This window comes from Actinomadura sp. (assembly GCF_044508335.1).
In the GTDB taxonomy this organism is placed as follows: domain Bacteria; phylum Actinomycetota; class Actinomycetes; order Streptosporangiales; family Streptosporangiaceae; genus Spirillospora.
Window position 1 is genome coordinate 50,648 of sequence record NZ_JBIQHY010000013.1, and the last position, 23,366, is coordinate 74,013.

Sequence of the window (23,366 nt, forward strand, 5' to 3'; positions counted from 1 at the left end):
CGGCCAGTATGCACTCAGCGTAACCATGCCTCCGGGCGGGACACCTGGGGAGGTCCCGCCCGGAGTGCCAGAGGGGTCAGCTCTTGGTGAACTGGGCGATGGCGCCCAGGGTCACCACGTCCGCGAGGTAGCCGAGGTGGGTCTGGCAGGCCACGAAGTGGTTGTTCGCGCCGTTAAGGCGCGTGCTGGTGTAGGGGATGATGATGCCGTCGCACGGCGAGTACCAGGTCGCGTACTTGGTGTTCCCCGGCGTCTCGTCGCCCGCGCTGATCTGCAGGATGAAGGACGAGCCGGGAAGCATCTGCCGGCACGTCTCGAAGATGGTGCACGCGGCCGCGTACGTCGTCCCGTGGTTGGCGCCCGCGATGGACGCCAGGTGCGCCACGTTGGGGTTGCCGTTCAGGACCTTCAGGTAGTACTGGCTGACCAGGCCGCCCATGGAGTGGTTGACGATGTCCACCTGGGACGCACCCGTCCGCGACTTCACCTGGTTCACGAACGAGGCGAGCCCGGCGGCGTTCTGCCTGTTGTCGCCGTAGGAGTTGTACTCGTACGCGAACAGCTGGTCACTGCTGTACCCGGCTGCGCGGAACACCGACATGGCCGTGACCCAGTTGGACGCGCTGCCCGTGTAGCCGTGCACGAAGACGACGGGACGCGGTCCGGCGGCGTTCGCCGGGGCCAGGCCGAGCCCGAACGCCGCCAGCGCCGCGCACAGCGCCACCAGCGATCCGAGGATCCGTTTCATGAAGCCTCCAGGGGTGGGGTGAACCAACGCCCTGAACTGTGAACCCTCGGATCCTCGCGCGCATCGGCGAAATCACCAGCCTTGCGCCGCGGCGGCGGACGGCGGGCCGGCGGCCGCCGGGGTCAGGTCGACCAGACGAGGCCCTTGGCGCTGCCGTCCGTGATCCGTCCCGTGGCGGTGCCGTACTGGATGACCTGGAACCGCACCCGGTAGCCGTTGCGCACCGTGTCCGCGGCGACGTTGTAGTGGAGGAACGTCGCGCCGTTGCTGGCGAGGTATTCGGCGATCGGACCGTTGTCGACGTGGCCGCCGGATTCGGCGCGCTCGATGACGCGCGCCTGCAGCTCCGTGCCCGGTGGCAGCCCCTCGATCCGGACGTTCGCGGTGAGCGCGTAGCGGGCGGAACCGATGATCAGCGAGGGCCCGCCCTGGTTCCAGTGGTGGTGCGCCGAGTCGGAGTACTCCTTGCCCCAGTTGACCGTGACCCACTCGCCGGGCGGGAGGTCCTGCGCCTCCGTCATCCCGACGGACACGTAATCCGGCATGTCGTCCTCCTCGATCTCGGCGGGCATCCCGGCCCGCACCCACGCGTACAGCTGGTCGCCGGGGCAGGACGTGGCGTACACGTCCCGGTGCCCGAGCTTCGCCAGGTTCCGGCCCGCCCGCCGGCCCGCCTCGTCGTACAGCGCCCGGATCGACCGGGTGGCCGCCGACGTGGCGTCGCCGTCCCGCCCGATCATGCAGACGCCGATCCCGGACGCGTTGTGGCCGGGCGCGTGCGCGCCGACCGTCAGCCATCCGCGGCCCTCGTAGATGCGGCCCTGGACGTCGACCAGGAAGTTGTAGCCGATGTCGGACCAGCCGCGGGTGTCCATATGGAAGTTCTGGATCGACCGCACCGACTGAGTGGTGGGGCCTTCGGAGTAATGGACGATGAACTCCGTGCGGGCCCCCCAGCTGACCGTCGAGCGGGACCGCGGGGCGCGGGCGCCCCACTCCTCCCGGCTGATGATGTCCACGGCCGGTCCTCCCAACGGGGTTGCAACGTGACCGGAAAGCGTAGGCGGTAAGCCACTGGCGTTCGCCTCGAACCGGTGAATAGCGGTCTAAGCCACACCAAGATCGGCCTTTACCCCGCCTTTTCCTCATCAACCAACAAGCTGGTCGAAGGCATCGGACGCGGAACGCGACGATGCGATCACCGAAGGCACGGCCGGCCGACCGGGAGGCCCCGGCCGGCTCTCGGGCGTTCAGCGGTGGTCGTTTTCCTTCAACTCGATGACCCACGCCCGCCGCTCGGCGATCTTGCCGTCCCGCATGACGAACACCTCCGCCATGGACAGGCGCATCGCGCCGCCGGCGGCGCGCTTCACCGCTCCGGTCATCTCGGCCATGACGACGTCCCCCTGTTCGACCATGCGGACGACGTGCAGCTCGGGCGGGTTGAGGAGTTCGGGCGGACCGTCGATCGCCCGGTCATAGGCGTCCTTGCCCTTCAAGTGGAAGGCGCCGAAGACCGTCCACTCGATGTCGTCGGTCAGGCAGGACAGGATCTGCGCGTGGTCGTTCTTCCGGAACCCGTCCAAGTAGGTGTTGACGGTGTCGATGTTCCGCGACAAGGCGGTACCTCCAATGTGCCCACCGGGGAGCGATGCGAGGCTCCCCTCTCTTGGAGAGGTCGGGGCGGGCACTGCATTCTCGACATCGCTCGGCGCACCCGAATCCCCGGCGGCATCGCGGTCACGCGTCGTCTCTGGGCCACTCCGGGCAGTTCTCCGGGGTGCAGGTGGAGGCGTGCAGGATGAGATTGCCGCGATCGCCGTACCAGCGCTCGATAGTGGCCTGCCGTCCGGGAAACGCGCGCTCGGCGGCCTCGGCATCGACCCGGTCGAATACGCCGTAGAACAGGGGGTGCCCTGCGAACAGCTCGATCTTCTCCGAGCCCATGGGCCACGTGGCACTGTGCGCGTCGATGTCGAAAAGCTGATCGGGTTCCGGCCGATTGGTCATGGGGTCAGTTTATGGCGCAGAGTAATCAGACGGTGTCAGAACGCTGAACTCCGCCACTCGCGGAGCCGGCCGGCGGGCTGGATGGAGGACGCGAACGAGTGCATCGCGCCCCGCCTCGGCCTTCCCCGACTACCAGGCCGTGGAGGAGCGGCTCCGCCGCTGAGCGTTCCCGCTAACGCGCGGACTTCGCGCGCTCGTAGTGCCGGGCGGCCTTGGCGCGGTTGCCGCAGACGGCCATGGAGCACCAGCGGCGAGTGCCGCTCTTGGTCGTGTCGTAGAAATGCAGCACGCAGCCAGGATGCGCACACACTTTGATGCGCCCCGGGGCCTCGGTCATGAGCCGGAGGAAGTCGGCGGCGGCCAGCCAGGACGGCAGCCACGCGGGGTCATCCGTCCGCGGATGCTCCTCCGAACCACCGGGGCCGAGCCGCAGGTGCAGCGCACCGCGTTCGAGCACCCGATTGAACTCGTCCACCGTCTCAGGGGACGGCCCCTGGCTCACAAGCGCCAACAAGATCTCGCGCGTCGACACCGTGGCATCGAGCGTCGCCCGATCGGCCACGGCGCGATCGTCCAGCCCCGCCGAGCGCAGCCACACGGCCAGGCCCTCGACGGAGTCGAGCAGGTCGTTGGGAGCGCGATCGCCCCTCCACCGCGTGTTGAGCAGATCAAGGCAGAGCGGCTCCCCGACCAGCGGCCGGGGATCCACGGCGGCCCGCTGCCGCACCTCATCCTCCTCCTGCACGCCGCGATTCTACCCGTCTATCGCCACTTAGCCGGTTGACTGGCGATCTCCTAACCATCTATCGTCCAATCACTAGTTAGGCCAGACTCGGGCGAGGAAGCCCGGGAGAAGCGAGGTGTGACATGGGGACGGTCGCCATCAAGGCACTGCGGACGGGCCACGTCGGGTTGAACGTGACCGACCTGGACCGGTCACTGCCCTTCTACCAGCGCGTCTTCGGCCTCGACGTCCAGGCCGAAGGCAAGGAGGCCGACCGCCGCTGGGCCTTCCTCGGGCGGGACGGGCAACTGCTGCTGACCCTGTGGCAGCAGAGCGACTCCCCCTTCGGAACCCGCTCGGCGGGCCTGCACCACCTGGCGTTCCAGGTCGAGACGATCGACGAGGTGAAGTCCGCCGAACAGGTGCTGCGCGAACTGGGCGCCGAGTTCGTCCACGACGGCGTCGTCCCCCACGCCGAGGGCGCCGCGTCCGGCGGGATCTTCTTCACCGACCCCGACGGGACACGGCTGGAGATCTACGCGCCCACCGGCGCCGACACCGCACCCGCCCCCAGCGGCCCCGCACCGACCTGCGGATTCTTCTAACCCGTGAAGGAGGCCGCTGTGGCGGCCGACCTCTACCACGAGGGCGAACGAGCCGTTCAGCGGCGCGCCGGACTGCACCACGGCGGGTCCCCCGCACCCGCCGTCCGCACCGAGATCCCCGAAGTGGCGCGCAGGTTCCTCCTCCAGCAGCCGATGGTCGTCCTCGGCGCCGCCGATGCCGACGGCCGGATATGGGCCACCCTGCTCACCGGCCGGCCCGGCTTCATGCGCGCCGAGGACGCCCGCACCGTCACCATCGACGCCCGGCCGGGCCCGGGCGACCCGCTCCACGACCGGCTCACCGCCCCCGCACCGGTCGGCATGCTCGGCATCGAACCGTCCCGCCACCGCCGCATGCGGATGAACGGACACGCCGTCCCCACCCGGCACGGCCTGCACGTCACGCTCGACCAGGTGTACTCCAACTGCCCCAAGTACATCCAGAAACGTGAATACCGGTGGGACCCGTCCGAAAGCCCCGGCCGACCGCAACGGTCCCGCGCACTCACCGGCCACCAGCAGCGGTGGATCGCCGGCGCCGACACGTTCTTCATCGCCACCTCCGACCGCGACGGCAACGCCGACGCCTCCCACCGCGGCGGCAACCCGGGATTCGTGGAAGTCGTGTCGCCGACCGAGCTGCGCTGGCCCGACTACGTCGGCAACGCCATGTTCAACACGCTCGGCAACCTGGAAGTCCAGCCCCGCGCCGGACTCGTCGTCCCCGACTGGCACACCGGCGCCCTCCTGCACCTGACCGGCACCGCCCGCACCGACTGGGACCCCGCGCACGCCGCCGAAGTACCGGGCGCCCAACGACTGGTCGAGTTCACCATCACCGACGTCATCGAGATCGCCGCCGCCGTCCCCCTGCGCTGGAGCACCCCCGTCCCCTCCCACTTCAACCCGCAGTAACGGCAGAGCCCCCGTCCACCTTCGGTGAACGCCCTTCCAGGCGGAGTCAGAGGATCATGTGCGATCGGGCTCGGGCACCAGCGCGGTGGCGAGATCGTGCACGACCGCACGCAGGCGGGTGACGCCCCCGTGCGCGGTGATCCGCCGGACGAGGTCACCGTCGAACGAGCCGAGCAGCACATGGGCGAGGAATTCGGTGTCGGCATCGGGACGCAGCTCGCCGAGAAGCTCGGTCAGATGGTCGTGCCAGCGCCGGTAGGTGGGATCGTCGTACTTGCCGTCCGCGCAGGCCTGCTCGTGGGCGGCGATCAGTGCGATGTTCCGCGCGGCGAGCGTGGCCAGCTCGTCCAGGAAGGCCACGAGCCGGGTGCGAGGCGGCGCACCAGGACCCAGCGGCGGCGGGCCGCCTTCGATCGCCTCCCCGATGCGCGCCGCCCGCTCGGCGAGCAGCTCCCGGAACAGCCCGGTGCGGCTGCCGAAACGGCGGAAGATGGTGCCCTTGCCCACGCCGGCCGCCGCGGCGACCGCGTCCAGCGAGACGTGTTCGGGCCCGTGCAGCGCCAGCAGTTCCTCGGTGGCCCGCAGGATCGCCCGGCGATTGCGGACGGCGTCCGCGCGTATGCCGGGCATCAGGACCTCCATTGGTATCCGGACCGTCAGTCCGTATAGTATCCCGGCAACAGAGCGGACCGACGGTCCGCTTACGCCATGGAGGTTTCCCTGTGAAGGCACTGATCGCCGCTCCCGACAGCCCCCGTGGATTCCAGCTCGCCGAGGTCCCCGAACCCGTCCCGGCCCCCGACCAGGTACTGGTGGAGGTCCGGCACGCATCGGTCAACCATGGCGAAGTCCGCCACCTCGGCTTCCAGCCGGCCGGCAGCGTGCTCGGCTACGACGCGGCCGGACACGTCGTCCAGGCGGCCGAGAACGGCACCGGACCCGGCGTCGGAGAACGCGTCGTCGCGTTCGGCGCCGGCGCCTGGGGGCAGCGCGCCGCATTCGGCACCGACAGCGTCGCCGCCGTCCCCCCGTCGCTGGACCTGGCCGAAGCCGCCGCCCTCCCCCTGACCGGCATCACCGCCCTGCGCACACTGCGCGCCGCCGGCTCGGTGCTGGGCCGCCGCGTACTGATCACCGGCGCGTCCGGCGGCGTCGGACGGATGGCGGTACAGCTCGCCCGGCTCGGCGGCGCCCACGTCATCGCCTCGGTCGGCTCCCCCGAACGCGCCGAGGGCCTGCGCGACCTCGGCGCGGACGAGATCGTGACCGGGCTCGACGACATCGACACCCCCGTGGACCTGGTGCTGGACAACGTCGGCGGCAACCACCTGGTCACGGCCTGGAACCTGCTGCGACCCGGCGAGACCCTGCAGAGCATCGGCTGGGCGTCCCAGGAGCCTGCGACCTTCCCACCGAACTCGATCTTCGCCCTAGGCGCGGCCAAGACACTGCGGTCGTTCGGCGACATATCCAACCCAGGTCCCGACCTGGCGACCCTCACAGACCTCGCCGCCCGCGGCACCATCACCGCACAGGTCGGCTGGCGCGGCCCCTGGACGAACCTGGAAGACGCCATCACCGCCCTCCTGGGCAGACGCGTCCTAGGAAAGGCCGTCCTGGACATCGAATGACCCGGCACAACCGCCAGCGAGCGGCCGCTCCCTTGTCTGGACAACACACAGCTCACACGGGGGCCGAGGGGAATCTCGGCAGGTGTTGTGATCAGGGCGATCACCCCATACGGCAGTAGAGTGACCCTCATGCCGGACGATCCGTCGCGACCGATCAGCGAAGAAGACCGCGACACGGCCGTGCGGCGCCTGCAGGACGCGTATTCCAAGGGCCACATCTCGCACGAGGAGATGGACGAACTCCTCCAGCAGGCTCTCACCGCCAAGACGCACGGCGATCTCGCGGCGTCTCTGGCCTCGCTCCCTGAGGAGAAGGCGGACACGTCCACGATCGCCGCCTTCAGCGGACGGATCCGGCGGCGCGGCGCATGGCGGGTGCCTCGCAAACTCAAGGTCGAGTCCGGGCTCGCCAAGGTGGACCTGAACCTCGCCCGGGCGATCATCGAGCACCCAGTGGTCGACATCGAGCTGCAACTCGGCACCGGCCGGGCAAAGATCACGGTCCCGCGTGACGCGGTCGTCGACGTCGAGAACCTGCGCACCGTGTGGAAGGACTCCTACTACAAGCCCCGGCCCCCCTCCCGCCCCGGCGGCCCCAAAATCCGAATCTCCGGCACCATGGGCTTCGGACGCCTGAAAATCCGCCACGCCCGCCGCTAACCACATTCTCGGCGGGCAGAACGGGTCTTCGCCTCCGGGGCAGGCCCTTGGCGGATGACCACCAAGGGGTGCGCCAGGATCTAGGACATGGGCCCGACTGCTGCTGACTACCTCTGGTTCGAGGATCGCTTCCCGGACCTCGCCGAGGCGTACTGCTTCACGTTCGTCCGCGACTTGCTCCCCTCAGAGATCCTCCAGCGCCTTTCCGGACGCGAGGAACCCGCCTTGACAGGTGCATCAGCGTTGGTCGATGCGGCCTATGAGCTCTTTGACCAGCCGGACGGGACACGACAGCTCATCGCAATGACACGTCTTGGTCCCTGGACCCTGATGATCGAGCCCAACGGCTACCTCGGCGTCAGCGAAGAGATAGCGCTGCCGGCTTCAGCGGGAACGAGCTGGATCTCACACTTCACCAACATCAACGCCCTCGACGCGTTTCTCTGGGCAGAGGACACGGTTACGCGCCTGTCCTTCGAACCGATGTTCCCCGACACCCGAGGGGGCAGCACCCCTGACGAACACTTGGACCTCATGAAGCGAATCGGCTTCCACTTTGAGGACGACCCCGAACCCGACCTCTCACCTTGGGCGGCCTTCGCCCTCGCCGAGCACCTGACCGGCGTCACCCTCACACCGGAACTGCTCCAAGAGACCACCTTCACCTGCGGCAGCGCCAAAACCAGTTGAGGACGTCCCCACACCGCCGATCTCAACTTCAAACCCACCATCCGCGACCTACGCCACGCCCACGCCTCCTGGCTCCTCAACGGTCCCACCGCATTCCGTCGATCAACCGCCGCACCTTGTTGACCCGCGTGTCCACCACAGAGCCAGTCAAGCCGAACGGCGGAACCCGCCGAGCGCCGACATCCCGCGCAACCAGGCATTCGAGCCGATGACTGGTGCCACCCTGATCGCCGGGTTGAACGAAATCTCACATCCCCAGCCCGGCCTCACTACGCTGGCCGGCGTGACAAGCCTGAGCGATGCCGAACTGGACGCCATGGTCGAGCAGGCCATCGTCGACGCTTATGACGAGCACGAGCAACACACCGCGTTCCATAGTCTGCTGGAAGAGCATTTGATCATGCCCTTCCAGACCACTGTCCTGGGGGTCGAGGTGACCGTCACGAAGATAGATCTTTCGCCTGGTGGCGAGATCGTCGGGATCTGCACCCGCGGCAAGCACCGGCAGGCCATCGGGATTCTAGATCTACCGCTTCCGACACCACGCCCGGCGGGCGCCGAATGGATCGACGCTTACCGGCACTGGGCCTGCTGACGACGAGCAAAGATGAGCGAATACCAGTTCTACGAGTTCCTGGCCGTCGACCAGCCCCTGGACGAGCGGCAGCAGGCCGAAGTCCGCGCCCTGTCCACCCGGGCACGGATCACCGCCACCAGTTTCACCAACGAATACCACTGGGGAGATTTCCGGGGTGACCCGCGGACGATGATGCGGCGCTACTACGACGCCCATCTGTACGTCACCAACTGGGGAACCCATCAGGTGATGCTTCGCCTTCCCCGCACGCTGCTCTCCCTCAAGGCCGCCGAGCCGTACTGCATCGACCCCTACGTCACCGCAGAGGTTTCCGGCAAGCACCTCATCCTCGACCTGACCAGCCAGGACGAGGGCGGCGACTGGATCGAGGGCGCCGACGACTCCCTCTCGGCGATCATCGGAGTCCGTACCGAACTCGCCGCCGGGGACATGCGCCCTCTCTACCTCGCCTGGCTCGCGGCCTACGGAACCTGGGAACGCGACGAGGACGCCTTCGACCAGGACGAAGACGACGAACTCGAGCCGCCGGTGCCCGCAGGGCTGCGTTCCATCACCGCCCCCCAACACGCTCTCGCCAACTTCCTCCGCCTCGACCCCGACCTCCTCCAAGTCGCCGCACAGACGAGCCCGCCCCTGGCCGAGACCAAGGACGACCCCGGCCGACTCGCCAAGTGGATCGAAGAACTACCTCCGAAGGAGGGAAAGGCTCTCCTCCTCCGGGTCGCGCAAGGTCAGGGACCCCAGGTCCAGATGGAGCTACTCCGCCGTTTCCGCGGCGAACCCGACGCCGCGAGAGACGACCGTCCCCGGCGCACGGTGGCCGAGCTGCTGGACACCGCCGCCGCACTCCGCCACGAGCGTGAACGCCAAGCCGAGGCGGCCCGCGCGGAGCAGGAGGCCCGCCGCGAGCAACAGCGCGCGGCGGCCCGCGAGAAGAGACTCGACGCCATCGCCCGCGACCCGGAAATCACCTGGGTACGGGTCGACGAACTGATCGACGCCCGCCGACCGTCCGACTACGACGTGGCGGTCGAACTCCTCAAGGACCTGCGGGCCGTCGCCGACCGCGCCGGCCTCCTCCAGGAGTTCACCGCACGGCTCACGCACCTGCGCCGAAAGCACCACCGGAAAACGGGCCTCATCGCCCGCTTCGACCGCGCCGCCCTACTCGCGGCACGGTCATGACCACGGTCTGAGAAATGGACACAGGGAAGCCAAACCCACGTTCTGGCCGACGAGCTTCAAAGTCGTGACTGCGGTACTCCATTTACCGTGACTGCGTCATCCAAATTACCTGCAGTGGGCGGAAGGATGGTTGCCGCGCTCGGCTGCTCGCCGAGTCCACTGGTTTCAGTCTTCTCAGGGCGAAGCGTTGGCTCCGACTGGGGCGCGTTAGGGAACGGGATTTCGATGTAGCTGAGGAGGCGCTCGAGTTCGCTGTCCAGGCCCTGTTGGAGAGGAGTTCCGTCCTTGCCGAAGGAGTCGATCTCATTCTCTATCAGCACTTGACCGGTGCGCTCATGGGTGACTCTGACGTGCAAAATTCCGCTGATGTCGTAGCGAAAGTGAATGAGGACCGCGTTGTCGTCCGGAATGCGCTCGGGCTTGGGAAGCCTGACCTCAAGCCGCGAGAGTGGAAAGGCGCGGTCGCTGTCGGCTGGGTACCCTTCTTCTCCTTCGATGATTTCTACGTTGAGTGAGGATGCGCCAGGCTTCGCAGGAGTGAAGCGTTCCTCACCTTTCGCGATCAACGTGCTGTTGCGCTTGATGATCGGTTTGAAGCCCTTACGGGCTCCCGCGGCGAAGGCCGTTCCGAGGGCGTGGCTGCTGACGAGAGTGAACTGTTCATACTTATCGGGATCGTCTAGGGCCGCTGAGTAGATGGCTGCGCCCCGGGCCACCGCCGTCATCGGATGGCACAGCCCTGGATCGACGATGCGGTCCTCACCTAGAAGTTGGCCGACGGCCTCGCGGGCTTCAGGTATCTGCGATGTTCCGCCGATCATCAGGACGGAATCGATGTCGTCAGGGCCGTAGCGTAGGTCGTCTAGAGCCTGCTGGAGGGGCTCCATGGCGTGATGAATGAGCGGGGTAACTGCTGTCAGATACTCATCGCGAGAGATAGTGACCGTGGTGCCCAACTCGGGGATGTCGAAGGGGATCTCCTTCACCTCACGGCGGGACAGTGCAATCTTCGTAAGTTCGACATTGCGACGCCACCGCTGGCGTTCTTGGCGGGTCAGACGCTCAGGGACCTGCCCCAGCTTTCTCAGGATGAGACGGGCCAGGGTCTCGTCAAATTCCAGGCCACCGAGCGCAGAGACACCACGGGAAGTCTGTTCCTCGAAGTACTTGCCGTCGTACTCGAGGATGGTGACGTCAATGGTGCCGCCGCCCCAGTCGAACACCAGCAAGTTTCCGGGGATGTCGACGTCGTTGACGTAGGAAATGGCCGCCGCGGTCGGCTCGTTGAGCAGGGCCTTGACCTTGATGCCCGCCAGTCTGGCCGCAGCACGTGTCCGGTAACGGGCACCACCCGTCGCGTGTGCCGGGACGGTGACGACGGCTTCTGAAAGCTCGAGGAGATTACGTTCGCCAGCGGACTTCATCTGCGCGAACAAGGATGCCGCCACAGCGGTGCTGCGGAAGGGCTGGTCGGCGATCCATACGTGTTCCTCGCCCAAGTGCGGAGTTCCCGACTCGTCCGGGTCAGTACCCGTCGCGGCCCGGGTGCCCAGTAGCCGTTTGACGGCGTCGACGGGCTCGCCTCGTGTCGTCTTAGCTGCCCAGCCGAAGCACAACGTGCGCTGCAGGTCCCGGACCGAGAGGACGGATGGGAACAGCGCTTCGAACTCGGGCTGGTACCACTGGGCCGGCACGCTCTCGCTGCCGACCGGCAGTACCTCCGTACCGCCGTCGTTGTATCGGGCGACGACCGAGTTGCTAGTGCCGAAGTCGATTCCGTAGGTCAAGGCCTCCTCCGAGGCTGCTGGTCGTCGGTCTTCGCGGTGCTGAGTCTCTGAGGAAGAATGCGCGCTACTGGAACGGAGCCATGAGCCGTCGGATTCGTGGAAGCTGCCTTCTTGCTGGAATGAACGGGAATAGCTTCGCTATCCCTCCCGGCGAAAGGCTCCCCTGGTGGCGACGGTTCCTCCTCTGCTAGGCCGTCTCCCAGGGACGAAGCCCCATCGCTGCTTGTGGTCCGGTACTGTCCAAGCCGCCCTTGCCCCTCGCCAGCATGTGCAGCAACAGCGGATTGCCGACTGACCCCCTTCGCCTCTTCGATTTCAGCCGTTGTCCCGCTGTCCTTTCCATGCCGCTTGCTACCGTGTTCCCGCGACAGTCGGCCGTGAGCTTTGCCAGCGGGTAGGAGCGAGGCCTCAGCTACCTTGATCCACCCGCGTTCCACTATCCGGCCGGAGTCGGCTTCGACATAGGCCGGGGTGACCAGCTCGTAGTCCTCTGAGCTGTCGGTCGGCGCAGGAGATGAACCGGGGGCAACCGCCAGATTGAAGGGGGACAGATCAGCTAGGTCCGAAACCCGGCGCAGTCCGGCGTGCTCCATCTCAGCCGAGATTCGAGCTTGCAGGCTGGAGAGACTGTTCGCTTGTGCGGCGGCGCGGTCGATCACAGCCAGTTGCGCCAGGTGTCGTTCCCGTACGCGCATGCCCTCCACGATTCCAGCGCGCACTGCTTCGGTGATCTGCCGACCGACGGCCTGCACTGCGCGAGCTGTCTCGGTGTCGGCCTCGGGATCGCTCGTGTTGGGAACGGCGGCCTCGGTCAACGCCGCAAGCCTCTCGTCAATCTTTGGCTCGACAGCAGCGAGCACAGACTTCAACAGCGCGGCTGCATCGTAGGTTTCCGGTTCTACCCTCGGATGGCCATGCCCGACGGTGACCACGATCTGTGGGGAGGTAACATCCGTTGCTTTGTTGCCCTTGGTTCCTCCGCGGCGTGGCTGAGATTTCCACCTCTGGACGGCCTCCTGCTTCTTTGGCTCCTTGGCCGATCGCTTCCGATGATTGCGTGGATGACCTTTGTCCTTGTTAACTTGCTTGACGCTGGCGCTCTTCTTGGGAGATTTGGCGGCTCCCTTACGATTCTTGTCCATCGCTGATCATCCTCTGGAATTTAGCTTCTGTTGCTCGCGTTTCCGAAACCAAACCAACGTATCCGCAGGCAGCCAAGACGATGCCCTGTGCCGCGCGACTGCGAGCAAACTCCTGTTCATGGGGGGCAGGTGGCGGGGTCCTGCGATGCATAGGCGTCCCATCGCCATCAGTGTTGCGGCCATTGGTGCGCGGATTTGCCCACTTATCCGGCATCAAGGGCAGGGCGAAGGGTGCCACGGGAGCCCGTCCGCGTTCCCATCCTTGGATCGCGTCTTTGGCTTCATTGACTTTGGCTTCTCCGTCTGCGTCGAGAGATCTACGCAATTCTCGCCAGCGGTCCTTCCAACCTGCAAAGCCGTCTGATACGCCGAGAGCGGCATAAGGGTTGAGTATGGGAGCACTTTGATGCTGGTCCTTCAGGGTGCGCAGAATCTCTCGGTTTGTTGCGAGGCGCAGTTGTGCCTCCTGTGGAAGCTTGTCCTCGCTCAGCGCCTGCCCTGGCGCCGGGGTGAGAACACCCAAGGCGTCATCGTACTTCGGTTCGCGTCCCACGCGGATCACCTTGAGGTAGGCAAGGGCATTCCTGGCCTCCCAACCTACTGGGGCCCGGGAATCCTCCAGCGACGTGGCGTTGTCCCAGGCAGTCCGGAGCATGACCTGGTACTTCCGTTCGTCTCCGTGTAGTCGCGCCAGGTGGGCTACCCGGATGCCTTGAAGGATCCGGCGTACCAGCAGCCACCGCACATATGGCTTATGCTCACGCAGGCTGACCGCAGCGTTGGGCGCGAGCCGTTCCAGCGCTGGCCACAACCACCTCTGATCTGTGAGCTCCCTCGGGAGCTTGCCGGTGCGGCGTACGTTCTGCAACGCGATGGCCAGCTGGCGCTGACCACCCCTCAGCGCGTCTATATCCTGCAGCATCTCGACATCGCCGCGGGCGAGCCGAGCGCTGAATTCGCGACGAACCAGCTCCTCACGCCAATCGAGTGTTAGCAGCTCTTCCCCGTTTATCCGCCGGGGGGCAAGCCGAGCCAGCAGGTAGAGGCGGTGTTCCCCGCCTTCAGGGATGGCCTGAGCACTGACCCGCCCGGCGTCGATGAGGTCGTCCACGACTGGTAGGGGAAGGTACTCGAATAGCTGATGTTGCCGATCCATGGGGATCTGGACATACCTGCTGCGCTCATAGTCTGCGTACAGCTGCCACGCCGTCTCCACGTTGGGGTCTGCTTCGGGACCTTCTTGACTGGTGACCATGCCGGGCGATCGGTCGAGCAGTGCCCGGGCGCGTGCCACTTGGTGCACGGGAAGCACCGAGAGCCCGGCCTGATGGCCTTGCCATAGAAGCGAGACGGCCGAGACCGGTGGAAGCGGAAGGACTGCACGGACCACGGCTGACGCCAGCTCTGTCGCTGACATCGAAGCCATCGCTAGATCAAGTTGTGCTGCAGAATGCCCAGCCTCACGTACGGTCTGCGCCACCACAGAAGCGGCGTCGAGGGCCTGCTGCCACTGCCGTTGTGAGGTAAACCCTGGTGGGGGCTCCTGAGGGGTCGGCGTAGTCGGCTCGCCGCTCGCCGGACGTCCTGTCTCGCGGCTTTCTGCAGGAGCGTTGGCTGCTGGCTGTCGGTGCTTCCGTTGCTCGATCCGTGCCATGCGCCGCTGCCGCTCAAGGCGCAACAGCTCATCCCGATCGGGCAGCGTTGGCCCAGAGTTGTCCTCCGGGTCGGCATGTGAAAACAACGGCCCCGTGGTCACGGCTCCTCCTCGAACGCGTTCAGGTCGCTGGTGACCACGGCCGGGGTCCGGTCAAGGCAATAGGCGTCCACAAAGGCCACGCGCGTGGCGAGTTCCTCCCGGGCGACGTAGCGAGTCCACTCCCGCAGCCGTGAGGCCATACAGTCCTGGAGCGCGGCTTCCAATGGATGTTTGACGATCACGGCAGTGGCCTCCTCGGAGAACTCCGTCTCCACCAGGGCGAGGCTCCCGAGCGGTGTGCTCTGCACCTGGGCATCGAGTTCCGAACGGTCCTCCGCCCAGCGCTCCAGCAGGATCCCGTGCCGTTCGACGTCTACCTGCAGAGAGGCACCACGCAGGACGCTGATGAGGTCGCGCGCCAATCGCCAGTCCAACAGCGGGTGGAGCCGGGTGTTGGAGTAGTCGCGTAGGCACTGGTAGCAGGAACTGCCACAGATGGCCGCGTGCTCCTCGCCAAGGGTCTCGCTGTAGTCGCCGACCGCGTCCAGGAACTCCTCGATCCGGTCGGGAGACCCCAGATAGGTACTGAAACCCGCCCCGTTCTCCAGGCTGTCGGAAAGGTACGCCATGACGGGAGAGGAGGCCGACGCCGAACCGTGGATTCCCGCCAGCAGTTCCTCTGGCTGCACGTCCAGTAGCGGTGCCGCCGCCCGCCGTAGCAAGGCGGCCAGCGAGTACCAGGCGGCGCGCCGCCCGTGGTAGGAGTCGGGGAAGCCATCCGACTGCGCAGTGCGTGAGATGTCGAACCGCAGGCCCCGGCTGGTGTCGAGTGGGCTGCGGGCACCGATGAAGAGCATGTCGGTGTGCTCGGTGGCGCCCAGCGCGGTTTCGAGGTCGAAGGAGGCCCGCGAACTGTCGAGGGCGTAGTACCCCTGCCATGCGGACTCCGACCGTTTGAACCGGAACAGCCGACCATGGTTGCTGTTGATGGTGTAGCGGTCACCGGTCCCGCAGTGGACGACGAGCCAGTCATCCGCGCTGCGCACCACTCTGGGCGCGTCCTTTTCCAGGTCCGTCGCGGTACGTGAGCTGGCACCACCCTTGCCCCATTCACGGATGCCGTCGTAGTCACGGGGCGTCCCGCCGCGAAACCCCGCCGGCTCGCGGACAGGGAAGGCGGAATAGTTGCCCTCACCCGCGCCGCAGGCAGGGCAGAACTCGGGTTGTGTGTTGGCCTCGGCTGCCTGGATGTGTGCGCACACTCGGCACATGGCCAGTTGCCGCTCCGGCCCAAAAGCCTCTGCAGGCTTGGGCTTTCGCAGCCCGGGAGTGAACGAGACGACTCCCATGGATCGATACAGGCGGCCGTCCCGGGGGGTCTCCGCGCCTGGTGCGAACTTGCTAAGTGCCACGCTCAAGTTGCGATCGATGGCTTCGGGGGGCGGCCAGGGAAAGCTGCGTTTGGGCAGGTCGGTGAAGAGCAGCCGGACCCGGGTGGGGAACCCGAACATTGGGAGTAGGCCGGCCTCGGCGAGGCGCTGACTCAGCTCAGCATGACCAATGGCTTCCACTACCTCGTCTACCTGGTCCAGGAGTTCCTTGACGCAGGCCACCGGATCCAGAGAGGCGACCGACTCGGGCGTCTCCGCCTGTAGCGCGTTCCCCACGGCTCGGATGGCTTCTTCGTTCTGCCCTATCCAATGGAGCACAGCGTCCTTATGCGCGGGCCAGTCCGCAGCAAGGCCGAACCGGCCGTGGATGTTGTGAGTCAGCTCCAAATCATTGAGGGCGGTGTCCGCAGCGATCGTGTCGAAGGCCTGGCGCAGGACCTCACCGAACAGAACGCGCTTGAAGATCACGGGCATGCCCAGCGCGAGATACGGTGCGGGGGTGGCGGCGTTGGTGATCTCTTCTGGTCGAGTGAAGTAGTGCTGGTCGTGGCTGTCCCCGCGGCATACGGTCAGGGCGATGGCAGAGGGGCTATCCCGGCGGCCGGCGCGGCCGACGCGTTGCTGGTAGTTGAAGCGGGTGGGTGGCATGTTCGCCATAAGCACCGCGTTGAGGGCCCCGACGTCGACACCAGCCTCCATGGTGGTGGTCACTGACAGCACCTCGATGCCGTCGGCCTTCGGTTCGTCCTGCTCGTCCAGGAAGATGTCCTGAAAGCGGGCCTGCCGCGCCTGCGCGTCCAGGCGGTCGGTTTGGCCGGTAAGTTCCGCCGTGCGCAGGGGGAAGTTGCCCGTCCGGTTCCTGGCCTTCCAGGCGTAGTAGTCCTCATTGAGGACGCCGGTGAATCGGCTGTGCTCGGTGGGCAGAGGAGTTTGACATTTGGTGCACAACCCGGCCCCGCGGTGCAGATGGGGCCGCTGGCAGGTCGGACACGTCCAGAACCGGCCGTCTCCGGGGCGCAGCGCCACCTTGGCGGGGTCGATGGCGTACTGGATGACCGCAGGCCCCCACACGGAGAGAACTCGATCTTGGATTTCCTGCACCTCGACGCCGAGGCGCTGCGCAACGCGCTCCCAGTAGCGCCGCAGCGGGACCGGAGGCCTCGCACTTCCGGGACGCATCTCGGTGAATCGGCGCATCTGGCCGAGAATCCGCAGGCTGGCGCGGGCCATTGCCAGATCGGAATCCTGGGGAACGTCCAGAGGGCGGCGGTCGTCAGTAAGGCTCAACCAGCCCAGACCTAGCGACTCGAAGTCTCGTCCAGCGCCGGAGAAGAGGGACAAAAGGAACTCCCGCCGCAGGTTGTCGTCGACCCGCTGCAGGAACTCCTCCTGTTGCGGGGTGAGTCCCGCCTTGATCTGCCGGTTTCCAGACCAGTCGAAGAGCGTTGTCCAGCGCACCCCGTCACGTTCCTGGAGGGAAGCGGCCGGTCCACCGGGATGAGTGCCATGTTCCAGGAGCATCCCGCGCAAATCTGCCTGGAGGTCATTGAGTGACGGCAGACGGCCGAGAATGGCTTCCAGCTCCGGCTGCCTCTCCGGCTCGGCCATGACATCGTCCGTCAGGATGTCCCGCAGTGCGGAGAACTCTCGTGGGTAGCGAGCACGCAGTCGCTGCATTGCGGCCTTGAGTGCCTCTTGATCCGTGCCGCGTCGATCCGCGTAGTACTGCTTCACCAGTTGCAGGTCGGCGTGGGGATCTCCCTGCTCGGTCACGGCTTGGGCGGCAAGGAGGCGCAAGAGGTCCTGGTAGTGGCGCAATGTCAAGCCGCTGGCCAGCTCGGAGGCGGCATCCCTGCTGTCGGAGAAGGCGATGACCTTGCGTTCGTCCTTCGGTAGGTGCCCGAGCACCTCGCTGATCAGCACCTGGTTCAGCTTGTCGAAGCCAGTGCGCATCCGGCGGATGGGAGCGGCGAACAGGCGGTCTTCCAACTCCCGCCATGAGCCGTCGGGATCCCGGTTGATCTCACGGATATCTCCGCATGCTGGGCAGCGGGTCGGAAAAGGCGGAAGTTCCCGCAGATCCAGGGCTGGCTTGCCGTCCTTCCCACGCTCAGGGACGAGGTGGAAGGACCATCCCGTGTAGTCCACCTTCTTGTTGGCCAGCCGCCCGGTGCCCGGCTGGTAGTCGCTCCGCCGGAACTCAAAGCTCACTGAGGGGCCCTCGCTGAGGCGGGAGGCGGTCCAATGCAAGGACTCGAGCACCGGCTGGTCCGTACGAGGCCAGTAGACGATGTAGTTGCCTGCGTTAGGTACCCCGCTCGCCTCATCGGGAAGTAGATCGAATTCTGGGAAGTCGGTGTGCAGGAACCCCCTGAAGGACTCCTTGCCCAGGTGGGCAGGATTGGCAAATCCGCCAAGCATGAGATCACCGCAGTTCTGGCAGCACAACAACTCCAGCACGCGGGCACCGCAATTGCACCGCGAGGTCGGCTCGCGGAAGAGTCGGCCGACGCGGCGCCGAGGATCCTTGTCGACCGGGACGTCCGGGCATTGCGGGTCCGAGCATGCCCAGATCCCTGGGACGTTACGGAAGAACAGGTGAGCTCGAAGCTTGGGCAGCGCTGGGTCAGAGGCGTTCTGCAACGCAAGCAGCAGACCGCGCAGCGCCTTCTCTCGCACCCGCTCATCCGACACGCCCGTGAACAGTTCGCCCGCGACCTGGGAAATCGTGACTGCCCTTGGCCTGCCTCCAGGCGCCAGGACACGCTTCACTGCCGACCCTGCGTGGGTGTGCTCAAGCAGTGCGTCGGCTTCCGATGTCGACGGGGTCCGGTCGGCGGCGGTGGACAGTTCACTTGCGTGCGCGGTGAGGTCCGTCGGGCCGGCCCCAGGCAGGACCATCGCCCCGGGGATGACCTTGTGTCGCCCTCTGGGCAGGGCGAAGAACGTTTCGAGAAACTCGTCGTCCCGACCGGCCTCCAGCGAGGCGGAGGCCGCCAGCACCCGGAACTTTTCCGGCGTCTGGTCCAAGCCAAGCCGGTGGCGCAGGTTTCGCAGTAGATAGGCGACCTCGGTGCCGGCGGTGCCCCGGTACATGTGCAGCTCGTCCATGACGAGGGTGAAACGGGCCTCGGGGGTGCTGTGCAGCCATCGGCGGGTCGCCTCGAAGATCGATGCCTCCTGGGGACGCAACAGCATGATGTTCAGCATCGAGTAGTTGGTGATCAAGATGTCGGGCGCCGTGGTCTGCATGTCCCATCGCGCGTGCATCTCCGCGCCACCGACCCGGGGAATGAAGCTCAGAGCTTTTTGCGCGGCTTCTTTCTCGGCGTCCCCCGTGGCTTCCGCGACCTTCCCTTCGGCACGTCGCCGACGGTTCTCGAGCTCCTCCAGGTACTCCCGGAGCCGGGCCCGCCCCAGATAGGAGTCGGGCGGACCAGCGACCGGCGTGGCGCTGGTATAACGGCCGAAGTAGAAGCGGTGGCCTGACCGGTGCTGGTCCAGCCAATCGTGGGCCTCGTCACTGTCCAGCGCACGGCGCAGACGAACCAACTGATCGTCGGCCAGCGCATTCGTCGGATACAGGATCAGTGCACGCAATGCTGCGGGGTGTCCGCGTTCACCGGAGCGGCTCGGTACGTACTCTTTTCCTGAGCGCCACCAGGCGGGTTGGACGGCGCCGTGGCCTTTCCAGCGGGCCGACTCGGCGACCAGATCGGCGATAACGGGCAGCATGAACGCTTCGGTCTTGCCCGAGCCCGTTCCCGCCGTCACGACGAAGTCGCGGCCCTCGCCGCACGCGGTGACGAGCGCTTCGTGCTGGTGCCGGTAGAGGCTGTCGACTCCTTCCGGCAAGGCAAAGCGAGCGAACTCCGCGGCCTGCGGATGCGCGTCGGCAGCCTGGAAGGACTCTGCCAGAGACATGCCGCTGGAGACGTATTGCGGACGTAGTTCCAGTAGTGGCTCTCGCCAGGTGCCGCCGTCGGTGTCGAGCAGGGCTCGCCGCTCGGCCATGACCGATGAATCGTCGACCCCGAAGGGGGTGTCGTAGTAGCGCATCAGAGTTTCCCTGAGCGCCTGGAAAGTGCTGGCGATGTCGCTGGATGCCTGGGAGACGCTGTCTGCCATCACTTCGCCTTCCCGGGTGCAGACTTCGGCTGCAGGACCTCGAGTTCTTGTTGGAGGGATCGCGCCAATCGCTCAGCTGCCGCGAGGGGCACGTTGTCATAGCGGACGGTCTGGGCCAGGTCACTGAAGCAGGGGTGCAGACCCGTGCACAACACGACGGCGCGCGCATGGAGCGGCGGAAGGGGAGCACCCCAGTCCACGAAGAAGGTTCCGACCCGCTCGCGGCCGGTCCCCGACTCGGGACGCCACCGCATGACACCTCTTCTGAGCCGGGCAAGCTCCAGGTACACGCCGTATTCGTGCTCGGTGCTCAGCCATCTTGTGCCGCGCCGGACCTGGACCAGCCTTGACCAATCGGAGCTGCGCCACCGATACAGCCCGTCCTCGTTGTAGGAGGCGGCAGGCAGGTAGGAACGTTCTTCCAAGTCGTAACGCTGGATGGTGTGGATGTTGCCCGGCGCTGGCGGTGCCGCTTCGTCTCCCTGCACAAGATCCGGTAGGAGGTCGAACATCTGCAGGGCCGCACATGGGGTGAAGGAGAATCCTGCAGCGGTCGCGCTTGGTGGCAGTTCATCGGGGGAGTCGTACTGCACGAGCAGGGAATCTGGGACGGGGATGTCCCCCTCAGCCACCTCGTTCATCACCTGGTGGACGATCGCCCACTCCTTCTCCGCGGCTTCTACAGCACGTTCGTCTGCGACGGTCCGCCGGCCGATGATCAGTGCTAGCCCGTCCGAGGACGGCAACCGAGTCAGCGTGGGCGGGGCGATCGACCAGATTCCGCGCCGCCAGTCCACATCCAGGTGACCGAGCGCGGAGACATCACGTATCCACCGTCCCTCCGCGCCGTCGCGAATCTCCAGCCCGCGGCTGCGGGCAGTGCGCAGAATTCGAGCTCGCAGATCCGTCACCTTGCCGCCGCCGAGCTCGCTGACCCAGCGCAACAGCAGGTTGCTGATGCTGATCAATTCTCGACCTCCTCGGCGAGGCGGACGCAGGCCTTCCACAATGGGTCACGGCCACACTCAGCAGCCTCCAGGACAGCAGCGGCCCAGGGGTGGTGCTGGGGACCGGGCTGGAAATTCGGCTCGACTGGGAAGGCCGGTTCCACCTGCCAAGTGCCTTTGCGTCGCTGCACAATCCAGCCACCCGGACCGTGGAGTTCGAGTTCGAAGTAATAGCTGGAGGGTGCGTCGTTCAGCCGCGACCACCATGCCGGCGGCTCCGGCTCGGCCACCGTCCAGGCACGCCCGTCGCAGGAGACGAACAAGGTTTTCTCTGCGCCCCTACGGCAAAGGACGACACGAGGCACGACATCCACGCCTGCCAGACCGACCTCAGCACCCCTTATCAGTGCCGCTGTTGACTGGTCAGTGACTGTAGCGAACCCTTCGGCGGACGCTTCGGCGACGCGGAAGCCCACTACCTCCTTCGGCGCTACCAGGTCCGGGAGTCCTTCAGCGGTTATAAACGAGACCTCAGTGTCCTCGATCTCGACGGCGTGCCTGCCGGCTGCCAGTTGCCGTGTCCACAGCCGGATCGACTCACCCGGATGCGGGAACGCTGGGTCGGGCGGCTGCCCATCGAGCAGTACTTGGCCGGTCGCGCCGTCGGGCATCACGAGATCGGGCTCGCCCCCGGTCAAGTAGAGGCGTTTGTTGATCTGTGGAGCCAGCGGCAGCCCACCTTCCAGGTAGGGCTTGTATCGCGGCGCGGGTTGTGTCGCCAGCATGGCGCCTTGTACGTCGCGGATCGCCTGCTTCAACGTGACCGCGTCGTCGAAGAGGACACGGAAGCGCAGGGACCAACCTTCCGGCACCCACGAGAGCTTCCCAGCCTCGCGAGCCTTTCCGGTGGAGGCGGCGCGCTGCAGTACGGCTTCCAGGTCTCCCTCGGCCTCGGGAGCCGCGAGGATCATGTGCTCTTCGCCGGGGACGAACCGGTCGACGCTGGTGCGGCAGTCCAGCAGGGCGTTGTGGCACAGGACGACCAAAGACGATGGCGGGCGGCTCACCGTGACATCCTCACCACGGAGCTGGACACCCTGCCGCAGCGTGTGCGCATCAGGCAGCTTGAGCCCATCTACGTTGTAGTACTCGGTGTCTCCAAGCCTGCGCAGCGTCACTCCGTCAGGTAGCGAGTACTCTGCCGCCCCTTTACGGGGAAGCCGCGCCAGCCAACCCAGCCTCCGGTTCTCGAACCGCACGAGCAACTCGGCCCGAGGAATCCCTAGCTTGACGTACTCCGGCGAGCCGTCCCACACGTTGGCGAGGTTGCCCAACAAGCGTTCCACAATGGGACGAAGCTCCGGGTCGTCCATGGCACGCTGAAACCCACGTGAGAATCTCTCTCGCTGGCCCCAGTACCTCAGCAGGCGCAACAGCCTGCCGCCTGGTATGGGCCACGCCGCGTCATCGCGCTGACGCATCGCGTAGAAGAACTGTGGCAGCAACTGCCGGTCCGTGCCCCGCAGTAGCGACTGCGAGATTGCGTAGCCGATCCGGCTTTGGTTGCTGGGGAGATCCTCCGGGGAGGGAATGGTGCATAGCCCGCGGTAGGCACCCCACTGGGTCTGCCAGGAGGCCAGCCGCTGCCACATATGCGCGATCGGGAGATAGTTGTGCGAGGCCAGGACACCATCTCGCTCGGTGAGCAACTGGGAGAACTGATCGTGGTAGTTGCTCGCTCGATGCCGCCCATCGTTGGCCATCCTGGTCGCCGCAATGACAGAGCAAGCGAGTAGCGGCAGCACGGCCGGCGCGTCGTCGCTGTTGCGCACGCGCACTTCGTACTGCTCGATGGCGTCGTACGGCTTCGGGCGCTCCGGCCGGACAACCTGCTTGACCGCCTGCACGAGAGGCAGGTCCATGTCGAAACGCTTCTGTAGAGCTGCCGCCTCCGCGTCATCGACGTACATGACGACGGGATGGCCGTCCCAGTCCGGGCTGAAGAAGGCCTCCTCCAGCGCGTGCTGCCACGCTGCGTACGCTCCGAAGCCCATGCCCCCACCGCTCCCGCCCTCGCCGACAGCCCGGCTGCAGATGCCCCCGGTCCGCCGTCGCGGTGGCTGCCATGATGAAACGAGGCATCGCGGGCAAAACCATACTTTGACGGGGCGACTTTGTGAACAGCATCGTCCATCGATAGGTGTGAAGCTTGCCCGGTAGAAGTCCGCCGAACTCGACCTGCCTTAGCATCAGGAAGATGCCTCTGCGCAGGAGGACGGAGAGTCAGTGCGGTCGTCCCTCTGTCGCCTTCGACCGATCGTTGGAGGGCGGCTGCCCGCTACTGATCTTGAAGGGTAGGAATCCGTAGCGTCACCGGATAAGCACACCGATGTGTTTCCGTCAGTACAACAGTGGTATGCGGTATCAGGTTGCGGGCAGACGGCTGAGGGCCTGGCCAGGCGAGAGCAGATCCGTTTCCAAGCGGCTGAGTTGTTCGCGGCCGGGATCG

General features: G+C 66.2%; 19 protein-coding genes. 7 read left to right on the top strand and 12 right to left on the bottom strand.

Annotation, left to right across the window (positions count from 1 at the left end):
• Positions 1-76 precede the first annotated feature (76 nt).
• From ACIWVC_RS07730 to ACIWVC_RS07750, 5 genes are all read right to left on the bottom strand, one after another.
• A complete protein-coding gene (locus ACIWVC_RS07730) occupies positions 77-748 on the bottom strand; it encodes an esterase/lipase family protein (protein ID WP_396446396.1) in 672 nt (223 codons plus the stop codon).
• Between the two features lie 122 nt (positions 749-870).
• Positions 871-1,767: an N-acetylmuramoyl-L-alanine amidase gene (locus ACIWVC_RS07735; protein ID WP_396446395.1), complete on the bottom strand. Its 897-nt coding sequence runs from the start codon at positions 1,765-1,767 to the stop codon at positions 871-873.
• Positions 1,768-1,998: 231 nt separating this feature from the next.
• Entirely contained in the window at positions 1,999-2,367 is a 369-nt protein-coding gene (locus tag ACIWVC_RS07740; protein WP_396446393.1) for a nuclear transport factor 2 family protein, read from the bottom strand.
• A 121-nt stretch (positions 2,368-2,488) separates the two neighbouring features.
• On the bottom strand, positions 2,489-2,758 hold the full coding sequence (locus ACIWVC_RS07745; RefSeq protein WP_396446392.1) for a hypothetical protein: 270 nt from the start codon (positions 2,756-2,758) through the stop codon (positions 2,489-2,491).
• A 172-nt stretch (positions 2,759-2,930) separates the two neighbouring features.
• The gene (locus ACIWVC_RS07750; RefSeq protein WP_396446391.1) at positions 2,931-3,503 is read right to left on the bottom strand and encodes a CGNR zinc finger domain-containing protein; all 573 of its coding nucleotides are present in this window, start codon (positions 3,501-3,503) and stop codon (positions 2,931-2,933) included.
• A gap of 122 nt (positions 3,504-3,625) precedes the next feature.
• Between ACIWVC_RS07750 and ACIWVC_RS07755 the strand changes: the two genes are divergently transcribed.
• Positions 3,626-4,087: a VOC family protein gene (locus ACIWVC_RS07755; RefSeq protein WP_396446390.1), complete on the top strand. Its 462-nt coding sequence runs from the start codon at positions 3,626-3,628 to the stop codon at positions 4,085-4,087.
• A 3-nt stretch (positions 4,088-4,090) separates the two neighbouring features.
• Positions 4,091-5,002, top strand: coding sequence for a pyridoxamine 5'-phosphate oxidase family protein (locus tag ACIWVC_RS07760; protein ID WP_396446389.1), 912 nt, complete (start codon positions 4,091-4,093; stop codon positions 5,000-5,002).
• A 54-nt stretch (positions 5,003-5,056) separates the two neighbouring features.
• On the opposite strand, the gene ACIWVC_RS07765 is transcribed toward ACIWVC_RS07760, so the two are convergent.
• Positions 5,057-5,632, bottom strand: coding sequence for a TetR/AcrR family transcriptional regulator (locus ACIWVC_RS07765; protein WP_396446388.1), 576 nt, complete (start codon positions 5,630-5,632; stop codon positions 5,057-5,059).
• Between the two features lie 92 nt (positions 5,633-5,724).
• Between ACIWVC_RS07765 and ACIWVC_RS07770 the strand changes: the two genes are divergently transcribed.
• From ACIWVC_RS07770 to ACIWVC_RS07790, 5 genes are all read left to right on the top strand, one after another.
• Positions 5,725-6,633 (top strand): zinc-binding dehydrogenase, encoded by a 909-nt coding sequence (locus ACIWVC_RS07770; RefSeq protein WP_396446387.1) that lies wholly within the window; start codon positions 5,725-5,727, stop codon positions 6,631-6,633.
• A gap of 129 nt (positions 6,634-6,762) precedes the next feature.
• Positions 6,763-7,293, top strand: a complete 531-nt coding sequence (locus ACIWVC_RS07775) for a DUF1707 domain-containing protein (RefSeq protein WP_396446386.1) — start codon at positions 6,763-6,765, stop codon at positions 7,291-7,293.
• Positions 7,294-7,380: 87 nt separating this feature from the next.
• Positions 7,381-7,983 (top strand): DUF6461 domain-containing protein, encoded by a 603-nt coding sequence (locus ACIWVC_RS07780; protein WP_396446385.1) that lies wholly within the window; start codon positions 7,381-7,383, stop codon positions 7,981-7,983.
• Positions 7,984-8,191: 208 nt separating this feature from the next.
• Positions 8,192-8,578, top strand: coding sequence for a calcium-binding protein (locus ACIWVC_RS07785; RefSeq protein ID WP_396446384.1), 387 nt, complete (start codon positions 8,192-8,194; stop codon positions 8,576-8,578).
• Positions 8,579-8,590: 12 nt separating this feature from the next.
• The gene (locus tag ACIWVC_RS07790; protein ID WP_396446383.1) at positions 8,591-9,766 is read left to right on the top strand and encodes a hypothetical protein; all 1,176 of its coding nucleotides are present in this window, start codon (positions 8,591-8,593) and stop codon (positions 9,764-9,766) included.
• Positions 9,767-9,822: 56 nt separating this feature from the next.
• On the opposite strand, the gene ACIWVC_RS07795 is transcribed toward ACIWVC_RS07790, so the two are convergent.
• From ACIWVC_RS07795 to ACIWVC_RS07820, 6 genes are all read right to left on the bottom strand, one after another.
• Positions 9,823-11,553 (bottom strand): Hsp70 family protein, encoded by a 1,731-nt coding sequence (locus tag ACIWVC_RS07795; protein WP_396446382.1) that lies wholly within the window; start codon positions 11,551-11,553, stop codon positions 9,823-9,825.
• Positions 11,550-12,695 carry a hypothetical protein gene (locus tag ACIWVC_RS07800; RefSeq protein ID WP_396446381.1) on the bottom strand — a complete coding sequence of 382 codons (1,146 nt, stop codon included), beginning with the start codon at positions 12,693-12,695 and terminating at the stop codon, positions 11,550-11,552. Before ACIWVC_RS07800 ends, ACIWVC_RS07795 begins: the two co-directional genes overlap by 4 nt.
• On the bottom strand, positions 12,679-13,806 hold the full coding sequence (locus tag ACIWVC_RS07805; protein WP_396453948.1) for a hypothetical protein: 1,128 nt from the start codon (positions 13,804-13,806) through the stop codon (positions 12,679-12,681). The genes ACIWVC_RS07800 and ACIWVC_RS07805 overlap by 17 nt, the downstream gene beginning before the upstream one ends.
• A gap of 641 nt (positions 13,807-14,447) precedes the next feature.
• The gene (locus ACIWVC_RS07810) at positions 14,448-19,910 is read right to left on the bottom strand and encodes a DEAD/DEAH box helicase (protein WP_396446379.1); all 5,463 of its coding nucleotides are present in this window, start codon (positions 19,908-19,910) and stop codon (positions 14,448-14,450) included.
• Entirely contained in the window at positions 19,910-20,878 is a 969-nt protein-coding gene (locus ACIWVC_RS07815; protein WP_396446378.1) for a hypothetical protein, read from the bottom strand. The genes ACIWVC_RS07810 and ACIWVC_RS07815 overlap by 1 nt, the downstream gene beginning before the upstream one ends.
• Positions 20,875-22,911: a hypothetical protein gene (locus tag ACIWVC_RS07820; RefSeq protein WP_396446376.1), complete on the bottom strand. Its 2,037-nt coding sequence runs from the start codon at positions 22,909-22,911 to the stop codon at positions 20,875-20,877. Before ACIWVC_RS07820 ends, ACIWVC_RS07815 begins: the two co-directional genes overlap by 4 nt.
• Positions 22,912-23,366: the final 455 nt, after the last annotated feature.